24 protein-coding genes and 1 tRNA gene are annotated in these 21,602 nt (G+C 70.0%); 14 read left to right on the top strand and 11 right to left on the bottom strand.

All coding sequences use genetic code 11. The annotated features are described in order from the left end of the window. The first annotated feature begins 23 nt into the window (after positions 1–23). The 3 genes from ACFS27_RS02495 (at position 24) to ACFS27_RS02485 (ending at position 1,680) form a co-directional block, all read left to right on the top strand. Positions 24–776 (top strand): alpha/beta fold hydrolase, encoded by a 753-nt coding sequence (locus tag ACFS27_RS02495; protein WP_377180010.1) that lies wholly within the window; start codon positions 24–26, stop codon positions 774–776. 125 nt (positions 777–901) lie between these two features. Continuing rightward, positions 902–1,399, top strand: coding sequence for a DUF2975 domain-containing protein (locus tag ACFS27_RS02490; RefSeq protein ID WP_377180007.1), 498 nt, complete (start codon positions 902–904; stop codon positions 1,397–1,399). Next, positions 1,399–1,680: a helix-turn-helix domain-containing protein gene (locus tag ACFS27_RS02485; protein ID WP_377180005.1), complete on the top strand. Its 282-nt coding sequence runs from the start codon at positions 1,399–1,401 to the stop codon at positions 1,678–1,680. The genes ACFS27_RS02490 and ACFS27_RS02485 overlap by 1 nt, the downstream gene beginning before the upstream one ends. 61 nt (positions 1,681–1,741) lie before the next feature. On the opposite strand, the gene ACFS27_RS02480 is transcribed toward ACFS27_RS02485, so the two are convergent. Beyond that, on the bottom strand, positions 1,742–2,305 hold the full coding sequence (locus ACFS27_RS02480; protein ID WP_377180003.1) for a TetR/AcrR family transcriptional regulator: 564 nt from the start codon (positions 2,303–2,305) through the stop codon (positions 1,742–1,744). Positions 2,306–2,525: 220 nt separating this feature from the next. Between ACFS27_RS02480 and ACFS27_RS02475 the strand changes: the two genes are divergently transcribed. Together ACFS27_RS02475 and ACFS27_RS02470 are read left to right on the top strand one after the other, a co-directional pair. Continuing rightward, on the top strand, positions 2,526–2,975 hold the full coding sequence (locus tag ACFS27_RS02475; protein ID WP_377180001.1) for an LIC_13387 family protein: 450 nt from the start codon (positions 2,526–2,528) through the stop codon (positions 2,973–2,975). Positions 2,976–3,095: 120 nt separating this feature from the next. Beyond that, positions 3,096–3,169: transfer RNA gene (locus tag ACFS27_RS02470), tRNA-Met, on the top strand. 84 nt (positions 3,170–3,253) lie between these two features. On the opposite strand, the gene ACFS27_RS02465 is transcribed toward ACFS27_RS02470, so the two are convergent. Both ACFS27_RS02465 and ACFS27_RS02460 read right to left on the bottom strand, forming a co-directional pair. Then, positions 3,254–4,138 (bottom strand): cation-transporting ATPase, encoded by an 885-nt coding sequence (locus ACFS27_RS02465; protein WP_377179999.1) that lies wholly within the window; start codon positions 4,136–4,138, stop codon positions 3,254–3,256. A gap of 129 nt (positions 4,139–4,267) precedes the next feature. Continuing rightward, positions 4,268–5,191 carry a sugar-binding transcriptional regulator gene (locus ACFS27_RS02460; RefSeq protein WP_377179997.1) on the bottom strand — a complete coding sequence of 308 codons (924 nt, stop codon included), beginning with the start codon at positions 5,189–5,191 and terminating at the stop codon, positions 4,268–4,270. 174 nt (positions 5,192–5,365) lie between these two features. Between ACFS27_RS02460 and ACFS27_RS02455 the strand changes: the two genes are divergently transcribed. From ACFS27_RS02455 to ACFS27_RS02425, 7 genes are all read left to right on the top strand, one after another. Then, positions 5,366–6,799, top strand: a complete 1,434-nt coding sequence (locus ACFS27_RS02455; RefSeq protein WP_377179995.1) for a sulfatase family protein — start codon at positions 5,366–5,368, stop codon at positions 6,797–6,799. Positions 6,800–6,867: 68 nt separating this feature from the next. After that, positions 6,868–7,851, top strand: a complete 984-nt coding sequence (locus tag ACFS27_RS02450; protein WP_377179993.1) for a tripartite tricarboxylate transporter substrate binding protein — start codon at positions 6,868–6,870, stop codon at positions 7,849–7,851. Further along, positions 7,844–8,359: a tripartite tricarboxylate transporter TctB family protein gene (locus tag ACFS27_RS02445; protein WP_377179991.1), complete on the top strand. Its 516-nt coding sequence runs from the start codon at positions 7,844–7,846 to the stop codon at positions 8,357–8,359. Before ACFS27_RS02450 ends, ACFS27_RS02445 begins: the two co-directional genes overlap by 8 nt. Before the next feature lie 61 nt (positions 8,360–8,420). Beyond that, positions 8,421–9,917 (top strand): tripartite tricarboxylate transporter permease, encoded by a 1,497-nt coding sequence (locus tag ACFS27_RS02440; protein WP_377179989.1) that lies wholly within the window; start codon positions 8,421–8,423, stop codon positions 9,915–9,917. A gap of 179 nt (positions 9,918–10,096) precedes the next feature. Further along, a complete protein-coding gene (locus tag ACFS27_RS02435) occupies positions 10,097–10,234 on the top strand; it encodes a hypothetical protein (RefSeq protein ID WP_377179987.1) in 138 nt (45 codons plus the stop codon). Positions 10,235–10,425: 191 nt separating this feature from the next. Then, on the top strand, positions 10,426–11,049 hold the full coding sequence (locus ACFS27_RS02430) for a class I SAM-dependent methyltransferase (protein ID WP_377179985.1): 624 nt from the start codon (positions 10,426–10,428) through the stop codon (positions 11,047–11,049). A gap of 364 nt (positions 11,050–11,413) precedes the next feature. Then, complete coding sequence (locus tag ACFS27_RS02425; protein ID WP_377179983.1) at positions 11,414–12,592, top strand: NUDIX hydrolase; 1,179 nt, start codon at positions 11,414–11,416, stop codon at positions 12,590–12,592. Between the two features lie 123 nt (positions 12,593–12,715). Here the strand turns inward: ACFS27_RS02425 and ACFS27_RS02420 are convergent, their stop codons facing one another. Both ACFS27_RS02420 and ACFS27_RS02415 read right to left on the bottom strand, forming a co-directional pair. Then, positions 12,716–13,024, bottom strand: a complete 309-nt coding sequence (locus ACFS27_RS02420) for a hypothetical protein (protein ID WP_377179981.1) — start codon at positions 13,022–13,024, stop codon at positions 12,716–12,718. 203 nt (positions 13,025–13,227) lie between these two features. Next, positions 13,228–14,061, bottom strand: coding sequence for a CPBP family intramembrane glutamic endopeptidase (locus tag ACFS27_RS02415; RefSeq protein ID WP_377179979.1), 834 nt, complete (start codon positions 14,059–14,061; stop codon positions 13,228–13,230). A 178-nt stretch (positions 14,062–14,239) separates the two neighbouring features. Between ACFS27_RS02415 and ACFS27_RS02410 the strand changes: the two genes are divergently transcribed. Continuing rightward, positions 14,240–14,830, top strand: coding sequence for a uracil-DNA glycosylase family protein (locus ACFS27_RS02410; protein ID WP_377179976.1), 591 nt, complete (start codon positions 14,240–14,242; stop codon positions 14,828–14,830). 61 nt (positions 14,831–14,891) lie between these two features. Here the strand turns inward: ACFS27_RS02410 and ACFS27_RS02405 are convergent, their stop codons facing one another. Further along, positions 14,892–15,509 carry a VOC family protein gene (locus tag ACFS27_RS02405; protein WP_377179974.1) on the bottom strand — a complete coding sequence of 206 codons (618 nt, stop codon included), beginning with the start codon at positions 15,507–15,509 and terminating at the stop codon, positions 14,892–14,894. Between the two features lie 119 nt (positions 15,510–15,628). Between ACFS27_RS02405 and ACFS27_RS02400 the strand changes: the two genes are divergently transcribed. Next, positions 15,629–16,621 carry a squalene cyclase gene (locus tag ACFS27_RS02400; RefSeq protein WP_377179972.1) on the top strand — a complete coding sequence of 331 codons (993 nt, stop codon included), beginning with the start codon at positions 15,629–15,631 and terminating at the stop codon, positions 16,619–16,621. Positions 16,622–17,387: 766 nt separating this feature from the next. Here ACFS27_RS02400 and gdhA read toward each other — a convergent pair. The 5 genes from gdhA to ACFS27_RS02375 all read right to left on the bottom strand — a co-directional run bounded on the left by gdhA (position 17,388) and on the right by ACFS27_RS02375 (position 21,532). Beyond that, positions 17,388–18,725: an NADP-specific glutamate dehydrogenase gene (gdhA, locus tag ACFS27_RS02395; RefSeq protein ID WP_449301527.1), complete on the bottom strand. Its 1,338-nt coding sequence runs from the start codon at positions 18,723–18,725 to the stop codon at positions 17,388–17,390. 171 nt (positions 18,726–18,896) lie between these two features. Beyond that, complete coding sequence (locus ACFS27_RS02390) at positions 18,897–19,532, bottom strand: helix-turn-helix transcriptional regulator (protein ID WP_377179968.1); 636 nt, start codon at positions 19,530–19,532, stop codon at positions 18,897–18,899. Between the two features lie 25 nt (positions 19,533–19,557). Then, the gene (locus ACFS27_RS02385) at positions 19,558–20,019 is read right to left on the bottom strand and encodes a group III truncated hemoglobin (RefSeq protein WP_377179966.1); all 462 of its coding nucleotides are present in this window, start codon (positions 20,017–20,019) and stop codon (positions 19,558–19,560) included. An 89-nt stretch (positions 20,020–20,108) separates the two neighbouring features. Continuing rightward, on the bottom strand, positions 20,109–20,987 hold the full coding sequence (locus ACFS27_RS02380) for a zf-HC2 domain-containing protein (protein ID WP_377179964.1): 879 nt from the start codon (positions 20,985–20,987) through the stop codon (positions 20,109–20,111). Continuing rightward, positions 20,984–21,532 carry an RNA polymerase sigma factor gene (locus tag ACFS27_RS02375; RefSeq protein WP_377179962.1) on the bottom strand — a complete coding sequence of 183 codons (549 nt, stop codon included), beginning with the start codon at positions 21,530–21,532 and terminating at the stop codon, positions 20,984–20,986. The genes ACFS27_RS02380 and ACFS27_RS02375 overlap by 4 nt, the downstream gene beginning before the upstream one ends. Positions 21,533–21,602: the final 70 nt, after the last annotated feature.

Genomic DNA, 21,602 nt, shown 5'->3' with positions numbered 1-21,602 from the left:
ACCGAGGGAGTGGAAGAATATCCATGGCTGTTGTACTTGTTCACGGTGCCCCCGAGACGTCTGCTGTGTGGGAGCCGCTGGTATCGGAACTCGCGTCGCTCGGCCGGTCCGATGTGGTGCGACTGTCCCCTCCGGGATTCGGCGCGCCGTTGCCCAGCGACTTCGGCGCCACCGTCGACGACTACCGCAACTGGTTGATCGGCGAGCTCTCGGCGTTCGAGGAGCCGGTGGACCTGGTGGGGCATGACTGGGGCGGCCTCCACGTCCTCGGTGTCGCGATGAACCGACCTGATCTGCTGCGCAGCTGGGTGAGCGACGCTGTCGGCGTCTTCGAACCGGACTATGAGTGGCATGCTCAGGCTCAGGTCTGGCAGACGCCCGATGAAGGTGAGCGCGTCGTCGACGAGATCTTCTCCGGCGATGTCGAGGAGCGAACGGCCCGCGTGGCCGGATGGGGGATTCTGCAGCCCGCAGCTGCAGGTGTCGCGGCCGGCCAGGGCGAGGAGATGGGGCGCGCCATGCTGGCGCTCTACCGCTCGACTCCCCAACCGGTGATGGCCGAGATCGGCCGAAACCTCTCCGCGGCGGCAGCTCGACCGGGGTTGGCCATCATTGCAGCCGCGGACGACGTCGTCGGCACCGTCGATCAGCGTCGCAGCGGGGCTGCGCGCGCCGGGGCCCGAGCAGAAGTGCTCGAGGGTCTCAACCACTGGTGGATGCTGGAGGACCCCGCACTGGGTGCCCGCGTGCTCTCGGCGTTCTGGGAGAGCCTGTGACCTGACCAGAAGCTTGGCCAGCACCGCGCGGCTCACAAGGCGGTGGCGTGGTTGCAGCCGAACCATCGATCGACTGCCGCCAATAATCGATTGAATATCGAGCGATTCACAGCGATAATCGCTGCATGAATCGCATAGTCTTCGCCATGCTCACGATGCTGATCCTCGGCGGGATCGCCCTCGGCCTGTTCGCCCAGGCCGTGATCCTGCCGGGGATCGCCGCCGACGAGGTCAGGCACTTTCCGGCGTACGGGCCCTACCGCGCCCCGCTCCTGGCTGTCGGGATCGCGTTCATCGCCTGCGCGCAGGTATCGCTCGCGGCTCTCTGGGCCCTCGTGCTCCGCGCCCAGGCCGGCATCTTCTTCCGGCCGGGCACGCAACCCTGGGTGATCACGATCGGCGCCGCGATCGGCGCCGCGACGCTGCTCACCGGCGGCTTCTTCCTGTACCTGACGTTCGTGGGGATCCCGATGCCCGACGAGGACATGGGGGAGCTGGGGCTATGGATGGCAAGCGGCCTGGGGAGTCTGGTCGGCGTCGCACTGCTCGGTGTCGTGTTCGTGGGCCATCGACTCGTCGAACGAGCGACGGACGCGCAGACGGAGCTGGACGGCGTGCTCTGATGGCTATCGTCGTCGAGATCGACGTGCTCCTGGCGAAGCGGAAGATGTCGGTCGGCGACTTCGCCGATGCGATCGGTCTGAGTCCGGCCAACGTGTCGGTGCTGAAGAACGGCCGCGCGAAGGCGGTCCGGTTCTCGACGCTCGACGCGATCTGCGCGGCTCTTGGTTGCCAGCCGGGAGATGTGCTGCGGTGGGTCCCCGACGACGGCGACGAATCCGGGGCCGCACCTTCCGGAACACGACGACTGGCGGACCCGGTGAGTGACGCGCCCGGTGACTGACACGCGCGCTGCTGACCGCCCCGGCGGCGTGCACCAGCGTGAGACCACTGCCTTCCCGCGTTCAGGTTCCGGTGCGGTCGAGGATGAGGTCGGCGGCCCGTGCAAGCACCTCCGCCCGGGGGTGTTCGCCGTGATCCGCGGCGAGGAAGTGCTCACCGATCGCCACGCAGAAGGCGATCAGGCTGCGCGCCTCGATCTCGACGGGGTCCGAGCAGAAGCTGCCGATCGCCGTGCGCAGCAGGTCCATGCGCCGGTTGTCCACCCGGCGCAGCCGCGCCGCGACATCCTCGTCGCGGCGCGCCCAGTCGCGGATCGCCAGATCGATGGGCAGCAGGTGGTCGTTCGAGAACGTCATCAGGCCGGCGCGGTAGATCTCGGTCTTCGGGTCACCACCGTGGGCCTCGATGTTCTCGATCACGTCGTCGACGCTCTGCCGCTCCCAGGAGTCCAGCATCGCCCGTAGCAGCGCGTCGCGGTCGGCGAAGAACCCGTAGAAGCCGCCCTTCGTCACCCCGAGCCGCTTGGCCAGTACCTCGATGCGGACCGCGTCCGGGCCACCGTCGGCCAGCATCTGCAGGCCCTCTTCGATCCATCGGTCGCGCGGCGTGCGCGTCGTGCCGACCATTCCTCACCGGACCTTTCTCTGCATCTATACGCCTCCGCATAGATGGGTTACTGTCTCTCTGTACGCTACCGTATAGATGGCGAGGTGCCCTGATGGTCCATGAGTTCTCCGCGGTCCGCGGCTTCCGGCGCGCGAAGGTGCTCGGCGTCGACCGCACCAACCGGCAGGTGCTGGTTTGTGCCGGCGACCCGAACCCAACACCTGCTGAGATGAGAGCCTGATGAATCTGACAGCCTTTCGGGTGGGCGCTGCCGCCTGGATGTTCACCGGCGTCGTGCACGACATCCTCGAACTCGTCCTGCAGGCCGATCCAGAGCTGGACGCGGCGATGCGCGCCACGTTCATCGAGATCGGTCCGATCTCCCTCCAGGCGGACCTGTTGAACCGGGGGGTGAGCCTCTCGATGGGGCTGGCGATGTTCGTCGTCGGGCTGCTGCTGTGGATGATCGCCACAGCGCTCGAGGCACCGTCTCGCTGGATGCGCCCCTTCGGAGTCGTGGCGCTCGCCTCGAGTGCAGCAGCCCTCGGCCTGGCCGTGGTGTTCGTCCCCGGGCCGCCCCTGGTGACCTTCGCCGTTGCCACGGTGGCCTTTGCGGTGGCGCTGCTCGCGAAGCCGACGACGCGAACCAGGGCCGCGGCACCTGCTCGACCGCTGTCGCACGGCGCCTGATCATCCGCGTGCCATGCCATCTTCCACCGAACAGCCGGTCGGGCCGCGGAAGATGGCATGGCACGCAGAAGATGGCGTGCCTGAGGGGTGGTAGGTTAGGTCCGCACCTGAGGGTGTCATCGCGGGGTGGAGCAGCTCGGTAGCTCGCTGGGCTCATAACCCAGAGGTCACAGGTTCAAATCCTGTCCCCGCTACGAAACCTGGCCCGGAGATCTGCGGATCTCCGGGCCTGAGTACTTTGTCGAGCGTGAGACCGGAACCCGGTCAGGCGGGGTGGCTCAGAAGAGGTCCCGCGGGTCGAATCCCTTGGCCAGGTCAGAGAGCTGCTCGCCCGCCCCGGAGACCTGGTCCCCGAGTCCGGACACGGCACCGTCGGCCGAGCCGGCGAGCTCCTCGACGCCCGCGGTGGCCTCGTCCAGAGCGCCGGTGCCGAGGTCCCCGACGCCCGCGGCGGCCTCATCGAGAGCACCCGTGCCGAGCTCGCCGACCGACGACGTGAGCCCTTCGACGTCGACGCCCGACGCGAGCGTCTCGAAGTCGACGCCGAGGTTCGACGCGTTCTCCAGGAGCGGGCCGGCCACGCTGCTCACCGCCGCACCGGCCGCGACGGCGCCCAGCACGCCGACCGCGCCGACGGCGACTCCTGCCACTGCTCCGCCGGTGCCGACCTTCGCGAGCACCGACCGCATGGAGCCCGGCCGGCGGGCCTCGGTCCGCGCCGCTGCCCGGGACAGATCGCCGACGTCGGACGAGCGGGGCTGCTCGTGGGCCGGAAGCTCTGTCTGCATGCGCTGCAGCACCGCCTCGCGCTGCGCCGGCGTCAGCCGGGCGAACGACTCGGCGTGGATCTGCTCGATCTGCTGCGGTTCGGCCGTGCGCATGAGGTAGTCGTAGCGGGCGATGGCCTGTCGGTCGGCGTCGGCGGACGCTGACCCGGGCGCCTGCGCGGGCGCGCCCGGCCGCCTCTGCGGGTCGGCTCCGTAGGCCGGCGCTTGCGCAGCCTGGTCCCGTCCGCCCACCGCGGCGGCGACGTCCTCGAGGGTGGATCGCCAGGACTTCTGTCCCGTTGAGCCTCCCTGCGGCGCCCCCTGCTGTGTCTGCTGCCCGGTCTGGGAGTCGAGCACCTTCTTGGCGAGGCCGATCATGTTGGAGAGCTTCGACATGCGGTCCGTTCCTTCCGTCGGGCGGAGGAGCCACGCTTCCACACCAGCATGAGAACTGTGTGAAACCAGGATGAGAGTTTTAACCCGGTGGCCAGCGGAAATGCCCGAGATCTTGGTCGGCGTGCTCGGTCAGGAGTCGAGCAGGGCCTTTGCGAGCGACTCGTCGACGATGAGGACGTCCACGAGGCCCGCACGGATCGCGGCTCGCACGGCGGCCACGCGATGGGCGCCGACGCAGGTGCCGATGATGCTCGGCACGGAGCGCAGCGCGCGGAGCGTGAGGCCGACGATTCGCTCGTCGACGCCGACGTCCAGCGGCTGCCCCTCGTCGTCCATGACGCGCCCGGAGACGACCGCTGCCGCGCCGGCGTCGGCAGTCGCCTTCACGAGGCGGGCGGGGAGCAGTGGCAGGATCGACGAGCCTTCCTTCGTCCAGGTCCCGATGCCCACGACGGCGTGGTCGGCGTGCTCGGCACGCGTCATCACGTCGGCGATCTCGGGTGACGAGAGGAGCGAGGCCGCGATGTCACCGGTGGGGGCGACGAGCGGAGCGTAGACGGGATATGCCGTGCCCCCGGCCGTGCGCGCGACCTGGCGGATCACCTCGACGGATCCGACCCGGTCGCCGGTGAACGTCAGGGCGCCCGCGAGCTGCACGACATCGCAGGGGGCGAGGCGCTGCAGCCGGGCCGGCATGGCCTCGATGACCCGGGACCAGCCGATCGCCAGGGCCTCACCGGGGCCGACCGCCTCGCTCAGGTAGGTGGCGAGTGCCTGCGCCACGGCCTCGACGCCGGAGTCGGGCCGGAGCGCACGGGACGGGGCCACGACCGCGTGCCGGACCCCCAGTGCCTCCTGCAGTCGTCCGGCGAGCCCGCCCTGCGGCGCGTCGTCGTCCTCCACGCGGATCGTGACGACGCCCTCCTCGCGAGCATCGTCGAGGACACGGGCGACCTGCCATCGGCTCAGCCCGGTGTCCTCCGCGATCTGCACCTTCGAGCGGTCCTCGAGGTAATACGCCTTGGCCACCTCGAGCATGACAGCCCTGCTCACTGATTCGGCTCTTCGCCGTGCGTCCACCACGCCGTCAGTATTGCACATCTGAGCGTTGCCATAAGTCACTATTGCGCGATGGGTCATGCGTCCCTACACTCACCTGAACAAACGAGCGTTCCGCCCAGCGCTCTTTTGTGCACTGCTCACCGAGGCGTCCACAGAGGGACATCGATGCCGACAGACCGTCCGAACATCGTCTTCATCATCACCGACCAGCAACGGTTCGACACGATCGCCGCACTCGGCTACGAGCACGCGATCACCCCGAACCTCGACCGTCTCGTGCGGCGCGGCACCACGTTCACCCACACCTACGTGACGGCGCCGTCGTGCGCGCCTTCTCGGGCCAGCCTGTTCACCGGGATGTACCCGCACACGACCGGGGTGCTGAAGAACAACGATCCGTGGAACCACTCGTGGGTGGAGCGGCTCGCCGACTCCGGCTACCGCTGTGTCAACGTGGGCAAGATGCACACGTACCCCTACACCGCGAGCGTCGGGTTCCACGAGCGGCACGTCGTCGAGAACAAGGACCGGTCCAACCCCACGCTGCCCTTCTTCCTGGACGAGTGGGACAAGGCCTTCCGCAGCAGGGGCCTCGTGAAGCCGGACCGGGCGACGAAGTACCGGGCGCTGGACGACTACCGCGAGCGGCTCGGCGCGTTCGAGTGGGAAGCACCCGACGACCTCCACGTCGACAACTTCGTCGGCGACCTGGCGGCCCACTGGCTCGACGTGTACCCCGGCGACGAGCCCTTCTTCCTGCAGGTCGGGTTTCCCGGCCCGCACCCGCCGTACGACCCCACCCCCCAGGCGATCGCGCGCTACGACGGCGTCGAGATGCCGGCGGCGCACGACTCGGCGGAGGACCGCGCCAGCCAGCCGTTCGCCGTGAAGGACCTCATTCGCGACAACCTCGAGGTCGACCACGACGGGATCGTGCACCTCGAGCATCCGACCGCCGACCAGGTGGACAGGCAGCGCAGGTACTACATGGCGAACGTGACGATGATCGACGAGCAGGTCGGGGCCGTCGTCGACGCGCTCGAACGACGAGGCGTGCTCGAGGAGACGGTCATCATCTTCACCTCCGACCACGGCGACTGCCTCAACGATCACGGCCACATCCAGAAGTGGTCGATGTACGAGCCGAGCGTGCGGGTGCCCGCGATCATCGCCGGACCCGGGATCGTCGCGGACCGCCAGCTCGACGGCCTGACGTCCCTGTTCGACCTCGGGCCCACCGTGCTCGAGCTCGCGGAGCTCGCACCGCCGGTATGGATGGAGGCGCGCTCGCTGCTGCCCGCGCTCCGCGGTGAGGACTTCGCGGGCCGGGAGTTCGCGTTCTCCGAGCACGCGCGGGACATGATCCTGCAGCAGACCGCCCTGATGACGATGGTTCGAGATCAGCGGTACAAGCTCGTCGAGTTCGTGGATCACGACGACGGCCAGCTGTTCGACCTGGCGGACGACCCGCACGAGATGGCCAACCTGTGGGACGACCCGCAACACCGCGCGGAGCGCGACCGGCTCTCCCGGGTGATCTCGCGATGGCGCGCCGAGAGCGAGCTGCACACGGCGTCCTGGACCGCCGCGTTCCGCTGACCGCCCCACGACTCGCACGATTTCGACCAGGACCGTGACAAGCAGGACCGTTACAAGGGAGTGACGAGATGAAGAAGCACACGAACAAGACCCTGATCATTGCAGCGGCCACCACCGCCCTCGCGGGCCTGGTCACCGGGTGCGGCACGAGCGGCGCCTCCTCGGCGAGCGGCCTCGACTGCAAGACCATCACCATGGTGGTTCCCTACGCGGCGGGCGGGAGCTCCGACGTCGTCGGGCGAGCCCTGGCCGACAGCGTGAGCAACGCCGAGGGGATCCGCGTCGAGGTGGTGAACCAGACGGGGGCCAACGGCACGGTCGCCGCTACGCAGGTCGCGACGAAACGTCCCGACCCGTGCGAGGTGATCTACCTGCCGAACGGTCCCTTCGCCTCGATGCCGCACTTCCAGGACTTCCAGTTCGGGCCGACGGACTTCCACGGGGTCTCCGCGGTGAACGAGGAGCCGATCCTCCTTCTCGTGAACGCCTCGAGCAGCTGGCAGAGCATCGACGACCTGCGCGCCGACGCCGACCGACGGTTCACCTACGCCAGCTCGGGAACCGGCAGCTACACGCAGATCGCGGTGGCGCAGACGTTCGCGAAGCTCGGCGCCGAGGCCGAGGGCATCCCCTTCGACGGCTCAGCTCCGGCGATCACCGCGCTCCTCGGGGACCAGGTGGACGCTGTCGCCGTGCACCCCGGCGAGGCCATGCAGTACCTCGAGTCCGGTGACCTCCGAGCGATCGCGGTCTACGGCGACGAGCGGCTGGAGAGCCTGCCCGACGTCCCGACGGCGGTAGAGCAGGACGTCGACATCGAGCTCGCGGTATTCAAGGCGCTGTACGCGAACGCGGACATCCCCGACGAGGCGGCCACCGAGCTCGAGCGGATCTTCGGCGAGGCCGTCGAGTCGGAGGAGGTCACGACCACCCTGGCTGCGCTCCACTCGGAGGCGTCGAGCGTGGAGACCGACAAGCTCGTCCCGACGCTCGAGGCCGAGTACGAGGCGAACGGGCCGACGTTCGTCGAGCTGGGACTCATCGATGAGTGACACACACGACGCGGCCTCCGGAAACGGGGGAGAGTCCACCGTCGAGCAGCTGGGTCCGCCCGACGCCGAGGACGCCGTACCGAGCCAGCGCGTCCTCAAGCCGATCGGCGCGGCCGTGTTCGTGCTCCTCGGCGCCGGCGCGATCCTCTCGGGCGTGGCCTTCGGCGTCGGAGCTCCGGACCGTCCTGGTCCCGGGATGTGGCCGGCGGCGCTGGGAGCCGCGCTCGCCGTCGGCGCGGTCGCCTTCTTCGTCTTCAACCGGGACGGCAAGGAGGGCGCCTTCGGACCGGAGGTGTGGAACGCGCTGATCGTCGTCGGGTCGATCGTGACGTTCGTGCTGCTCTTCGAGCACGTGAGCTTCCTGCTCGCCTCGGTCGTGCTCCTCGCAGGCTGTCAGATCGCCGCGGGCGCGACGCGCTGGCCGACGATCGCGATCACCTGCGTCGTGGGGACGGGGGCCGCGTGGCTGCTGTTCTTCGTCGTCCTCGGCGTGACCACGCCGCTCTAGTACTGCACCGGACAGTGCTCCACCGGACCGTCCCGGTCTCTCACCGTTAGGCATCGACACCATGGATGACTTCCTCCTCGGGCTCGAGACAGCCCTCACCTGGCAGAACCTGCTCGTCGTGTTCGTGGGAGTCCTGGTCGGCAACCTCATCGGCGTGCTGCCGGGACTGGGTTCCGCCGGCACGATCGCCCTCCTGCTGCCGATCACGTTCGCCATGCCGCCCGAGTCGGCCATCATCATGCTCGCCGGCATCTACTACGGCTCCGCGTACGGCGGGACCATCACCTCGGTCCTGCTGAAGATCCCCGGCGAGGCGACCACGATCGTCACGACGTTCGACGGCTACCAGATGGCTCGAAAAGGGCTGGGCGGTGTCGCCCTGGGCATCTCCGCGATCGGCTCCTTCATCGGCGGCACCATCGCCATCGTCGGACTGCTGTTCCTCGCCGCGCCCATCGCAGAGCTCGCGCTGGGGTTCGGCCCCGCCGAGTACACGCTCCTCGCGCTGACGGGCATCGTCCTCGTCGCGTACCTCGCCAACGGAGGGCTGCTCCGAGGGCTCGTCGTCGCGGCACTGGGGCTGCTGCTCGCCACGATCGGCACCGACCCCATCACCGGCACCGCGCGCTTCACCTTCGGGATCCCGGAGCTCGGCGGCGGGATCGAGTTCGCCGCTGTCGCGATGGGCCTCTTCGGCATCGGCGAGCTCATGCACACGATCGAGGAGTCCCGGCGGAACCCGTCGACCTCGCTGACCTACGGGCGGGTGCTGCCGAACCGGAAGGAGCTGCGGAGGTCAGCTGCACCTTTCGCCAGGGGATCGGTGATCGGCTTCCTGCTCGGGGTGCTGCCCGGTGGCGGCGCGACGATAGCGTCGATGGCCTCCTACGGCATCGAGAAGCGGGTCTCGAAGACCCCGAACATGTTCGGTCGCGGCGCGATCGAAGGCGTGGCGGGTCCGGAGACCGCGAACAACGCAGCGGCGAACTCCTCGTTCATCCCGTTGCTGAGCCTCGGGATCCCGGCGAACACCACCATGGCCGTCATCTTCGGCGCGCTCATGATCCAGGGCATCACACCGGGCCCCCAGCTCATCGAGACGAACCCGGAGCTGTTCTGGGGCGTCATCGTGTCGATGTTCGTCGGCAACATCGTGCTCCTGGCCCTGAACATCCCCCTGATCCATGTCTTCACCCGGTTGTTGAGCGCCCCGATGCGGTTGCTCGGCCCCCTGACGCTGCTCGTCACCCTCGTCGGCGTCTACAGCATCAACAGCTCCATCTTCGACGTCTGGGTGGCGCTGGCCTTCGGGGTGCTCGGCTACGGCATGAAGAAGTTCGGCTTCGAGGTCGCGCCACTGGCGCTCGCCTTCGTGCTCGGCCCGCTGCTGGAGTCGAACCTCCGGCGAGGCCTCCTGCAGTCGGACGGTTCCTTCTCGATCTTCGTCACCAACCCCGTCTTTCTCATGCTCGTCGTCGGCGCCGTCGCCTGGGCGGTGCTCGGCTGGAAGAGCCGCCGGCGCGCGGCGGCTCACGGCAGGGCGGACGTGATGAGCTGAGGCCAGACCCTGCTCGCACCCCCTTGCGAATATCCGCTTGCCGCCGCGGCCCGACGGTCGTCATCCTTGAGCACGATGCCCACAGATGAAGCGGTCCTTGCCTGGCGCCAACCAGTGTCGGACGACGAGATCGTCGACCTCACCGCGTCCCACGGCGGCACGGCATCGGCACCGCCGTCGTGCGTCGTGCGGTCGAGGGAGCCAGGGCGGCGGGCTGCGAGTGGATGTTCGTCGACTTCGAGCCGCACCTCGAGTCGTTCTATCTCGAGTCGTGCGGGTTCCGTCCGACGTCCGCCGGGCTCGTCCACCTGCGCTAGATGTACTGACTAGACCCGTCCGCCGTCAGCCCGTCGGCAGAACAACGCGAGCGAAGGAATCGAAGCTTGAAGCGCGAACACGCCGAATTGGCCACCAGATCGCTCAGTCCTGGACGTAGGAGCAAGAATCCCGCAGTGCGAGACCGGTTCTGATGGCGTCTCAGAGCCGGCCGACGGGGAAGTACTCCTGGATGTACCGCCTCGGCTACACACCGTGGGAGCGTTATCGTCCTGCAGCTGAGGCGCAGCTCGGTTCCCTGCTTGATCTCGTCGCCGAAGGACGACCTGAAGGCCTGGGGAGGGCGTTGGACGTCGGGTGCGGGCGGGGGCAGTTCACTCCCGGACTCGCCCGGCGCGGGTGGGAAGCGGTAGGCGTCGATATCGTGCCCGAAGCGATTCAGGCCGCTCGGCAGAAGAGTCCCGCAGAGGTCACCTATGTAGTGGGCGACGCCACCGACCTCGAATCTGCAGGACTGGGTCTTTTCGACCTCTTCGTCGATATCGGTTGCTTCCAAGGACTCGATGCCGGGCAACGGGCTGCGGAAGCCCGGGGTGTGACAGCACTTGCGGCACCAGGAGCCAGCATGTTGCTGCTGGCCTTCGGGCAGTCGCGGTATCAGCGGCTGGTTGAGGGAGTCTCGCAGGCGCAGGTCGTCGCAGCGTTCCAGGAGTGGGAGCTCGTCGCGGTCGAGAGTGCGGACACGGCCGGCCTGGGATGGCCGATGAATCGATCCTCGCCGAAGTGGTACCTGTTCCAGCGTCTTGCCCGAGAAGCCACCGAAGCCGGAGCCGCCGATCCCGATCCTTCTCGATGAGGCAGTCGTCGACGGCGACGGCGATGCCGACGCCGCCGACGACGACCCAGATGGGGCCTGATCGTGCCGGGGCAGAACCTTCTGCTGGGTTGCGCAGTGGTTGTCTTCGGGCTGGGCCTCGTCGCCTCCGGGGTCTTCCCGATGGACCCCATGCGCGGTTGTCCGCCGGGTACACGGAGGGCGATCCGGCCGAGCACACCATGCGCCACAAGGTGCACGACCAGATGGGCGCCGTGGTGTTCATGGCGATGGCTGGCGGTACTCCTTCTGCGATATCCGTACGGGTGAGGTGGCGACCGAGGCCGAGACGGGAATTCACGATAACGAATAGGCCCGTTTGCCCGTGTGGCAGATGATGTCTGCCGTGGACCCCATCGCCGACGCCGCCGCCCTGGTCGCTGACCGCTACCCACACGCTCGGTGGGCGCTGCTGGCCGGCAGCGTGCTCGACCCGGGCGCTCGGACGGCGGGATCGGACCTGGACATCGTGGTCTGCGTGCCCGACGACGCCGTCGGGCACCGTGACTCGGTGCGCTGGCGCGGCTGGCCGGCGGAGCTGTTCGTGAACACCGAGGACGGGCACCGCTGGTTCATCGCGCAGGAGATGGCCCGGAGAAAGCCGACGCTGGTCCGGATGATCGCCACGGGTGTGCCGGTGGCAGGTGAGGCCGACGTCGCGGGGCTGAAGGCGGAGTGCCAGGCGATGCTGGAAGCGGGCCCCGGACCGGCGTCGGACAGTGCGCTGGAGGATGCCCGGTACGGCGTGACGGACCTGCTGGACGACCTCGCGTACGCGCGCGACGGCGGCGAGGCCGACGTGGTGCGGTCCGTGCTGTGGGAGCGGGTGGGACACCTTGCCCTGGCAGCGGCCGGCCGGTGGGACGGCGGCGGCAAGTGGCTGCTGCGCGAGCTGCGGGCCTGGGACCCGGGATACGCCGCCCGCTGGGTGGCTGCCCGGCACGACGACGACACGATGGTCGCCGTCGCGCGGGCGACGCTGGACGCCGCGGGCGGGCCGCTGTTCGAGGGCTACCTGCGCCAGGCGCCCGTCGTCGACGAGATCCCCGCGACGTCGACCACGCCGTCGGTGGTGGTGCGGCGCGCGGCGCGGGCGATCCTGCTGGACGAGGAGGGACGGCTCGTGGTGATCAAGCGAACCGTCCGCGGTCGTGCCCCGTACTGGGTGACGCCCGGCGGCGGCGTCGAGCCGGGGGACGCCTCGGTCGAGGACGGGCTGCACCGGGAGCTGTTCGAGGAGCTCGGCGCGACGGCGAAGGTCGTGCGGCAGGTGTTCCTGACGTCCCAGCCCAAGGACGCCGGGGTAGCCGTGCACCACTACTTCCTCGCGCGGGTCGCCTCGATGGATCTGGAGCTCCGGTCGGGCCCGGAGCTCCAGGAGCCGGTCCGTGGCACCTACGCCGTCGAGCACGTGGACCTCCGGGACGACGGCGCCCTCGCCGCCATCGCGCTGGTGCCCGCGGCCCTCAAGGCGTTCATCCGGACCAACCGTGGTGCGCTGCTCGCCGAGGTAGAGGTCTCCTGAGCGAACGCTCGCGCCGCCGTCGCGGCCGGCCGACCTCATGGTCGCCGCCGCGACGGTGAACGCGGAGGTGGCACCACAACGCTGCCGGTCCTGCTGGTCCCCGCCGTGGCGGCGATCGTGATGCTATTCCCCGCCGCCCGCGTTGCCGCGGCAGGCCTCGCCGGGGCTCGGCACGACACCCTTGAGCCCGTGGCTGACGTACTTGCCGTAGCTCTGGACGTGCCCGCCCGTGACGAAGTCGTCGTCGAACTCCGGCGGCTGCTCCTCCTGGTCGTCGGGCACGTCCCGGCCGGAGAACGCGCACGCCGAGCTGGCGTTGAACGCGCCCGGCACTACGGCACCCGTCCCGCTGGTCTCGCCGGCGTGTGCCGACATGGCGCCACCAACGGTCAGCCCCGCGGCGACGACGCACGTCATGAAGACACGCTTCATGTTCACCACCTCCTCGTGGTGAAGGGCGTCCGGGTAGGTTGGGCGAACCCGGCCCGCCCCCCGCTGCCAAGGTACGTCCGGCCTACCACCGGCACAGCACGAGGCGCAGAGATCACCCTGGGGCGCCGAGGCACCATGACAGGTGCCCCGGCGCCGTCGAGCAGGCGGGTCGAGCCGGTGTCACCGGTCCAGGACCTGCTGGATCACCGGGGGAGCGTAGCGGCCGTGCCCGACCGTGCGCTGCGCCGGAGGGGGACCAGGTGGCCACGTCGGCGGGCCAGCCACATGAACACCCCGGCCGCCAGCACGCAGAACACCACGGAGTACACGCTTCCCTCCGGGCCGAAGTCCCCGCCGGTGACCAGCATCGGGCCCGACATCGTGGCGTCCAGCAGACCCTGCGGGGTGTTGTTGCCGGACACCTCGGTGCTGAAGATCGCGCTCCCCGCGATGTTCCAGCCGAAGTGCAGACCGATCGGCACCCACAGCTTGCGGGTCGCGACGTAAGCGGCCGTGAGCATGCCGCCGGCCTCGATGGCGATGGCGAGTGCGCCCCACAGGCTTGCGTTGGCGTTGAAGAGGTGCGCCGCGCCGAACAGCACGCTGGTCAGCGTCAGGGCGATCCAGGTGCCGGTCCAGCCCTCGATGATGCGGAACAGGACGCCGCGGAAGATCAGCTCCTCCGTGACGGCGGCCGCGGCCATGAAGCCGAGCAGGCCGACCGCGCCCGACGTCGTGCCGAGCCCGTTGACCGTGTAGTTCCCGAGGAAGGCGATGTTCAGGATGACGGCGCCGAACAGGCCGATGCCGAGCAGCGTGCCCCAGCCCATCGCGGGTGCGGCGCCCTTGAGCTCCACCTCCACCGGCGCGCGGCGCTCGGTCCGTCGCACCACCCAGGCGTAGACGAGCACCGCGAGCACGGCCGTGGCCACTCCGACGACGAGCTCGAGCCAGTGGTTGCCCTGGACCGCCATGGAACCTTGGTTGCCGACGAAGGCGACCGCCAACACTGCTACGAGCTGCCACACCAGACGCACGATGACTCCCTTGTTCGAGAAGCCGCGGCCGGTGCGCCGCGGGCTACCCCGAACGCTATGGAACCTGGTGTCCGGAATCGTCACCGCGGGGTGGACACTCGTAGGTAGCTCGCACGGGGGACAGACTGGGCTGCACGGGGCAGCCCTGCCCGAGCCTCAGCAGACGTGAAGGAGAGCCGTGCCCAGCACTCTCGACCAGATCCGGGCCGAGATCACCGCGCACCGGTCCAACGCCTGGGCGCGCGACCTCGGCTACGAGCCGCTGTACACCGCCGCGCCGGGCGCCCGGATCGCCGTCGTCGGACAAGCTCCCGGACGCAAGGCCCAGGAGAGCGGCGTGCCATGGAACGACGCCAGCGGTGTGAGGCTGCGGTCCTGGCTCGGCGTCGACGACGAGCAGTTCTACGACCCGAACGTGATCGCGCTCCTCCCGATGGACTTCTACTACCCGGGCAAGGGCGCCTCCGGCGACCTGCCGCCGCGCAAGGACTTCGCCGGGCTGTGGCACCGGCGGATCCTCGCCGAGCTGCCGGACCTCCGGCTCACGATCCTGGTGGGCGGCTATGCCCAGAAGTACTACCTGAGATCCCGGGCGAAGCCGAGCCTGACCGAGACGGTGCGCGCGTACGCGGAGTACCTGCCGACGATGATGCCGCTGGTACACCCGTCACCGCTGAACTTCCGCTGGCAGACGAAGAACCCCTGGTTCGAGGACGAGGTGGTGCCGGCCCTGCGCCTGCTGGTAGCCAGGGCGCGGGACGGGGCGTGACGGCGAGCCCGAGAGAGAGCATCGCGACTGTCATGCCCCCCGCCCGTCGCCGCAGAAAGCCCTACCGGCTCACCCGCACCGGCTCCCATGCGAACCCGTCCGGGTCCGTGAACTCGCCGAGGTCGCTGTTGGCCGCGATCCGGTGCGAGCCCGTTCCCTCTGGTGCCACCCCGCCGTCCTTGGCGAGCGCGGACCGCTTGTACAGGCCGAACCCGATCGGGCTGGACCCCATCTTGAAGTCGACGTACGAACCGAAGCTCTTGCCGACGGTCATCCCGCGCTCGACGTAGAACTTCTTGCTCGCGGACACGTCGTCGGCCCCGATCAGCAGCACGATCTCGTCGACCTTCCGAGAGACGGGAGCGGAGTCCTTCTTGGCGGAGGTCGCGAGCTTCCAGATGGCGCCGTCGGGTGCCTGGACCACGCCGCCGTGGCCCCACATGGACTTTGCCACGGGCTTGAGGACGGTGGCTCCCGCGGCGACCGCGGCGTCGAACAGGGCGTTGACGTCTCCCGGCTGCGAAGCGATGAGGGACAGGTGGTAGCCGCGGAACCCGGAGGTGGGTGCGTCGGTCTCGCGGAGGTGGAGCCGGTCGCCCAGGCCGAAGGCGGCGTCGTAGAAGGAACGTGCGGTGCTGAGGTCGGTCACTTCGAGGGTGACGGAGTCGATGTGTGCCATACCCATCACGTTAGGTTCGGTGCGGCATCGGGTGCTTCTCGATTCCTGACCGGTCCTGGACCGGACTGGACCGGGCCAGAGCCTCGCGGACCGACCCACGGAAAAGTAGCCTTCTCACCATGTCGCCAGAGCTGCTCGACTGGATGCTCGAGACCGACCCGGCCCTGCGCTGGCAGGTCGAGCGTGACCTAGCGGGCGCCCCGGAGGACGTCTGGCGCGCCACGCGGAGCCGCGTCGCCACCGAAGGATTCGGCGCAGGACTGCTCTCGAGGCAGGATCCCGACGGGCAGTGGGCAGGCGGCGCGTACTTCCCCGCCGACTTTCAGGGTGACGAGGAAGGCCAGCCCTGGACCGCGACCACCTGGTCGCTCACCACTCTGCGCGACTGGGGCCTCGACGCCGCCGCGCTGGCCGGCACCGCCGAGAAGCTGGCCGCGAACAGCCGGTGGGAGTACGAAGACCTGCCCTACTGGGGCGGCGAGGTCGACTGCTGCATCAACGGCTACACGCTCGCCAACGGTGCTTGGCTCGGCGCGGACGTCTCGGGCATCGCCCAGTGGTTCGCCGACCATCGTCTCGCCGACGGCGGCTGGAACTGCGAGTGGGTCGAGGGCTCGACGCGCTCGTCGTTCCACTCCACCCTCAACTCCCTGAAGGGCCTCCTGTACTACGAGGTAGCGACGGGCGGCAGCGACGAGCTGCGCGCCGCACGGTGGGCGGGCGAGGAGTATCTCCTGGAGCGACGGCTGCTCCGGGGGCTGTCGACGGGCGAGCTCGTCGGCCCGTGGGCCATCCGGTTCCGGTACCCGTTCCGCTGGGGCTTCAGCGCTCTCAACGCCCTGGACTACTTCCGCGCGGCGGCGCTGCACGACGGTGTCGGGCCCGATCCCCGGCTCGCCGACGCCGTCGACGTGGTCCGCGCCGCCCGCCGCCCGGACGGCACCTGGCTGCAGCAGGGGCGGCATCCGGGGCGGGTCTGGTTCGAGGTGGACGTGCCGCCGGGGGAGTCCTCCCGGTGGCTCACGTTCTACGGCACACGCGTGCTCGACTGGTGGGATGGCGCGAGCGCCGCGCCCTCCGGGACAGATGTTCGGGGCGGATCTCGCGGCTGAGAAGTGGGGCTGTGGGCTGTGGGCGGTTGGCGGCTTTGAGGTGTGTGATTGGGCGGTCGGCGGTGCGGGGGTGTGTCGTGTGGGCTGCCCGGCTCTGTGGTCTGCGGTCTGGTGTGCAGTTGGCTCTGTGGTCTGTGGTCTGTGGTCTGCGGTCCGGCTGGCCGTCGGCTGTGCAGTGTGCGGTCCGGTCCGCCGTCGACTCTGCAGTGTGTGGTTCGGCGTGCCGTCGGCTCTCTGATCTGCGGTCTGGTCCGCCGTCGACTGCAGACTTAGTCGCGACCGTCGACGCCGACTGCAGAGTTGGTTGTGGTGAGAGGCCGAAGAACCGCGACGAACTCTGCAGTCGCCGGTCGAGGCCGCGACTAAGTCTGCAGTCGCCCTCGAGCCGGGCTGATCCCGGGCCGACCGATCCTGACCGAGCCGAGCCGAGCCGATCGACCGATCCGGACCGAGCCGATCCGAGCCGCCCCCGACCGAGCCGATCCGAGCCGCCACCCCGGCCGATCTCAGCCGAGCCGATCCGAGCCGCCCCGGGCTGTGCCCGTCCCGAGCCGCCCCGGGTTGCCCCGCCCCGGCGCGGACGAGCTCGGCCAGGTAGGTCATCCAACACCTGGGCTCTCTGGCCGACGAGCCGCGACCGGATCAGCCGAGCTCGGGCCGCCGCCCCATCCGCACCAGGTGCCCGACGGCGTCGCGGGCTGCGGCGACGTTGTCGATCGCCACCTGGTCGGCGCCCGCAGGCTGCCGGTCCTCGCCGGGGACGTCGTCAGATGAGGCCGAGGTGGAGCATCGCGTCGGCGACCCGGGTGAAGCCGGCGATGTTCGCGCCCGCCACGTAGTCGCCTGGCACGTCGTACTCGTCGGCGGTCTCCAGCGTGCGGTGGTGGACGGACCGCATGATCTCCGCGAGGCGTGCCTCGGTGTGCTCGAAGGTCCACGAGTCGCGCGACGCGTTCTGCTGCATCTCGAGCGCGCTGGTGGCGACACCGCCGGCGTTCGCGGCCTTGCCGGGCGCGAACCGCACGCCCGCGTCCCGGAGGAGCCGGATCGCGTCGGGTGTGGTCGGCATGTTGGCGCCCTCTGCGACGATCTGGCAGCCGTTCTCGACGAGCCCCTTCGCGTCGGCGCCGTCCAGCTCGTTCTGCGTGGCGCAGGGCAGCGCGATGTCGCAGGGCACCTGCCAGATCGACCCGCCCGCGACGTACCGTGCGCTACCGCGCCGCTCGGCGTAGTCGGCGACCCGGCCGCGGTGGCCGTTCTTGATCTCCTTGAGCAGGTCGAGGTCGATACCGGCCTCGTCGACCACGTACCCGTCGGAGTCGGAGCACGCGATCACGCGGCCACCGAGCTGGTGCGCCTTCTCGATCGCGTAGATCGCGACGTTGCCGGAGCCGGACACGACGACCTGCTTGCCGTCGAAGGACTGGCCCGCGTGGGCGAGCATCTCGTTGACGAAGAAGACCGTCCCGTAGCCGGTGGCCTCCGTGCGGACCTGGGACCCGCCCCAGCTGAGGCCCTTGCCGGTGAGGACGCCGGACTCGTACCGGTTGGTGATGCGCTTGTACTGCCCGAAGAGGTAGCCGACCTCGCGTTCGCCCACGCCGATGTCGCCGGCCGGGACGTCGGTGTACTCGCCGAGGTGGCGGTACAGCTCCGTCATGAACGACTGGCAGAACCGCATGACCTCTGCCTCGCTGCGGCCCTTCGGGTCGAAGTCGCTGCCGCCCTTGGCCCCGCCGATCGGCAGCCCACTGAGGGAGTTCTTGAAGATCTGCTCGAAGCCGAGGAACTTCACGATCCCCAGGTAGACGGAGGGGTGGAAGCGCAGGCCGCCCTTGTACGGGCCGAGCGCCGAGTTGAACTCGACCCGGAAGCCGCGGTTCAGCTGCACCCGCCCGGCGTCGTCGGTCCACGGCACCCGGAAGATGATCTGCCGCTCGGGCTCGCACAGCCGGCGGATCACCTCTGCGTCGGTGTACCGGGGGTGCTTCGCCACGACCGGGCCGAGGCTCTCCAGTACCTCGCGGACGGCCTGGTGGAACTCGGTCTCCCCGGGGTTGCGGGTGATGACCTCGTCGAAGACCGGGATGAGGCGCTCGTCCAGGTGGGGCACGCGATTTCTCCGTTCGGGCGGTGCAAGGGCAGCGACACGATACGCATCGGCCGACGTCGGCAGTCCTGGCGTCCCACGGTTCGGCACGACAGGGGTTTCGGACCTGCCTCTTCTCGGTGATGAAAAGGGCAAGAAGTGTTTGTCACCGGAAGCGTCGAGCGGTCAGCGGGTACGTGGCCGGTCGAGGGTGACGAGGCAGAGCTCTGGCTCGACGAAGGGGACGAGCTGGGGTGCCGGCCCGGTGCTCTCGAGCAGCCGCTGGACCAGGCCGCGGTGCACGGAGCACACGACCTCGGGATGCTCCCTGGCAGCGCTGCGGAACGGGCAGGCGTGCAGCCGGATCGTCTTCGCGTCCGGCGTGAGCTCCGGGTCGAAGCCGATCTGGTCGAGCACCTCGACCAGGCCGGCGACAGGCCCGTCGGTGTCCGGTGGGTCGAAGGTGTCGGCCCACCGCCGGCCCGCGCTGGTCGCGTCGGCGGAGGGCTGGTGCTCGCGGGCGAGCGTGTCGGCGAGGACCTCGATGAGCTGCTCCCGGGCGTCGGTGTCATGAGCCGCCCCAGCCGCCGAGTACAGGATCCGTGGCCGTCCGCGTCGCTTCTCCGCACTGGGCCGACGCCGGGCCAGCCCGGCGTCGGTGAGCTGGTCGAGGTGGAAGCGCGCGGTGGTGACGTGCAGCGCGAGCTGCTCGGCGACGCCCGCAGCGTCCATAGGTCCCGGTGCCGCGAGGAGGGCGTCCAGGACCTGCCTGCGGCTGGCCGACGCCAGTGCGGCGTGGTAGTCCTCGCTTCGTCCTGTCATCGGACTGATCCTCACACCTCCCGGCTCATCCGGGACCTTGTCGTTCGGCTCTCGGGTCGAGGTGTGCGGCGGGTGCCATGCCCTCGCGGCGGCCGATCGTCTCGAGCACACTGCCCGAGCGCCCGGCCAGGCGCCGCTGCAGGGACTCGGAGATCCGGCTCGCCTGCAGCTTCGCGCGGTCCGCGATCGGGCCGGAGAACCGGGCGTCGACGGTCGCGGACCACAGCGCCACCCACCGCTCGAAATGGTCCGCACCGAGCGGGTGCCTGGAGTGCAGCGCGACGTGCACCTGCAGCGCGTTGCGCTGGTAGAGGCCGGCATCGAACAGAACCGTCTCCCAGAAGTCGCACATGATCGGGAGGTGGTGGTCGAGGTCCATCTTCGCGATCTCGGTGAACACCGGCCCGATCAGCGGGTCCTGGAACGCCGTCCCGTAGAACGCCGACACCAGTTCCTCGATGTCGGCCCGAACCGCCAGGTCTGCCATGGGCCGAGCATACCGAATAAAAAGGCGCCTGATACTTTTAATGTCGCGGCGGCCTCGGGCGACGGCCGCGCCCGAGGGCCCGGCGCCGGCTACGGCCGGGCCGGGTCCGGCGTCGCGGTCGCCCAGGTCGTCCCGTCCGGGGTCGTCAGCCGGACGGACACGACGTCACGCACTGCGACGTCGAGCACGCCACCTGCCGAGCACTCCTGTGCCACCACGACGCACGACCCGAGTGCGATCTCGCGGGTGCCGGCCGTGCGGTCGGTTCCGGGACTCGCACCCGGGCCTGCGGGGCCGGCCCCGCCGGAGCCCGCTCTGTCGGGGTAGCCCCCGGCGTCCGACCCGGCGCCTGCCCCGGCGTCGACGGTGACGGCGACCTCGTAGGCCGGCGCCGCTCCGGCGCCGCGGACCACCACGTACGCCCAGGACGGGTTGCCCTCGTAGAGGAAGACCGTGCCCACCGACCGAGCGGAGCTTCCCGGTCCCGTGCCGGTCATGAGGTCGGCCGCCGCGAGGTAGCGGCCGTCCGCCGTGTCCAGCGTCGTGCGGTAGGAGGCGGCCAGGTCGCGGTCCGGTTCCGTGGCGACCCACACGCCCGCGCCGCCGATGCCGAGCAGACCCACACCCAGGGCGGGCGCGAGGACGGCGCGTCGCACGCGCTGCCGTCGGACGGTCACCGGTGGGACGGGCTCCGCCGCCGGCTGGTCCGCCCCTGCCGACGAGCGCAGCTCCCGCTCGGGCGCGAGCCGGGCCAGCACGCGACTCTCGAAACCCGCCGAGGGCTCCCGCTCCGGGACGAGGAGCAGCAGCTCGTCGGCCGTCGCGGCAAGCGTCGCGAGGTCGTCCCTGCAGCGCTCGCACGTCGCGAGATGCGCCATCACCACGCCGCGCGTGGTGCCGTCGGCGACCCCGAGGGCCACCTCGGTGAGCGCGTCACGCAGCTCGACGCACTGCTCGGTCGCCGTCATGGGATGTCCACCTCCCGGGTGCTCGCGAGCTCGTCGCGCAGGTGCCGCAACCCGAGGCGGATCCGCGTCTTGGCCGTGCCGAGCGGCACACCGGTCCGCTCGGCGATCTCGGCTCCGCTGAGGCCGAAGACCGCGGCGAGCACGACCGCCGTCGCCTGCTCCCGCGGGACCCGGGCGAGGGCGGCGTGCACCGTCGTGCCGGTCACCACGCGTTCCGCGAGGCGGTCGGGGTCGGCGATCGTCTCCACCATGACCACCGGGTCGACGGGGACGTCACGCCGCACCCGCAGCACGTCGATCGCGGCGTGCCGGGCGATCGCGAGGAGCCACGTCGTCGCGCGCCCCCGCCGCGGGTCGAAGGCGTCGGCATGCCGCCACGCGCGCACGAAGGTCTCCTGGGCCACCTCCTCCGCGACGGCGGGGATGCCGACCACGAAGAGCGCGACGCCGTACACCCGCGCCTGGTGCCGGCGCACGAAGACGGCAGCCGCGTCCGGGTCGTCCGCGGCCATCCCGGCGAGGAGCGCCTCGTCCGATGCCGTCATGTCCTTCCCTACGTGCGAGGCCCGCTCACGGATCTCGCCGGCGGGCGAGAGATCCGTCCGGGTGCCTCGC

This window comes from Promicromonospora vindobonensis (genome assembly GCF_042685865.1).
GTDB classification, from domain to species: Bacteria; Actinomycetota; Actinomycetes; order Actinomycetales; family Cellulomonadaceae; genus Promicromonospora; species Promicromonospora vindobonensis.
The sequence above is the reverse complement of the archived record's forward strand: the minus strand, read 5'-3'. Positions and strand labels throughout refer to the sequence as shown.

Coding starts and splice junctions, on each gene's coding strand:
- ACFS27_RS02495 (WP_377180010.1), top strand. CDS start 24: ATGGCTGTTGTACTTGTTCACGGTGCCCCCGAGACGTCTGCTGTGTGG.
- ACFS27_RS02490 (WP_377180007.1), top strand. CDS start 902: ATGAATCGCATAGTCTTCGCCATGCTCACGATGCTGATCCTCGGCGGG.
- ACFS27_RS02485 (WP_377180005.1), top strand. CDS start 1,399: ATGGCTATCGTCGTCGAGATCGACGTGCTCCTGGCGAAGCGGAAGATG.
- ACFS27_RS02480 (WP_377180003.1), bottom strand. CDS start 2,305: ATGGTCGGCACGACGCGCACGCCGCGCGACCGATGGATCGAAGAGGGC.
- ACFS27_RS02475 (WP_377180001.1), top strand. CDS start 2,526: ATGAATCTGACAGCCTTTCGGGTGGGCGCTGCCGCCTGGATGTTCACC.
- ACFS27_RS02465 (WP_377179999.1), bottom strand. CDS start 4,138: ATGTCGAAGCTCTCCAACATGATCGGCCTCGCCAAGAAGGTGCTCGAC.
- ACFS27_RS02455 (WP_377179995.1), top strand. CDS start 5,366: ATGCCGACAGACCGTCCGAACATCGTCTTCATCATCACCGACCAGCAA.
- ACFS27_RS02450 (WP_377179993.1), top strand. CDS start 6,868: ATGAAGAAGCACACGAACAAGACCCTGATCATTGCAGCGGCCACCACC.
- ACFS27_RS02445 (WP_377179991.1), top strand. CDS start 7,844: ATGAGTGACACACACGACGCGGCCTCCGGAAACGGGGGAGAGTCCACC.
- ACFS27_RS02440 (WP_377179989.1), top strand. CDS start 8,421: ATGGATGACTTCCTCCTCGGGCTCGAGACAGCCCTCACCTGGCAGAAC.
- ACFS27_RS02430 (WP_377179985.1), top strand. CDS start 10,426: ATGTACCGCCTCGGCTACACACCGTGGGAGCGTTATCGTCCTGCAGCT.
- ACFS27_RS02420 (WP_377179981.1), bottom strand. CDS start 13,024: ATGAAGCGTGTCTTCATGACGTGCGTCGTCGCCGCGGGGCTGACCGTT.
- ACFS27_RS02405 (WP_377179974.1), bottom strand. CDS start 15,509: ATGGCACACATCGACTCCGTCACCCTCGAAGTGACCGACCTCAGCACC.
- ACFS27_RS02400 (WP_377179972.1), top strand. CDS start 15,629: ATGTCGCCAGAGCTGCTCGACTGGATGCTCGAGACCGACCCGGCCCTG.
- ACFS27_RS02390 (WP_377179968.1), bottom strand. CDS start 19,532: ATGACAGGACGAAGCGAGGACTACCACGCCGCACTGGCGTCGGCCAGC.
- ACFS27_RS02385 (WP_377179966.1), bottom strand. CDS start 20,019: ATGGCAGACCTGGCGGTTCGGGCCGACATCGAGGAACTGGTGTCGGCG.
- ACFS27_RS02380 (WP_377179964.1), bottom strand. CDS start 20,987: ATGACGGCGACCGAGCAGTGCGTCGAGCTGCGTGACGCGCTCACCGAG.
- ACFS27_RS02375 (WP_377179962.1), bottom strand. CDS start 21,532: ATGACGGCATCGGACGAGGCGCTCCTCGCCGGGATGGCCGCGGACGAC.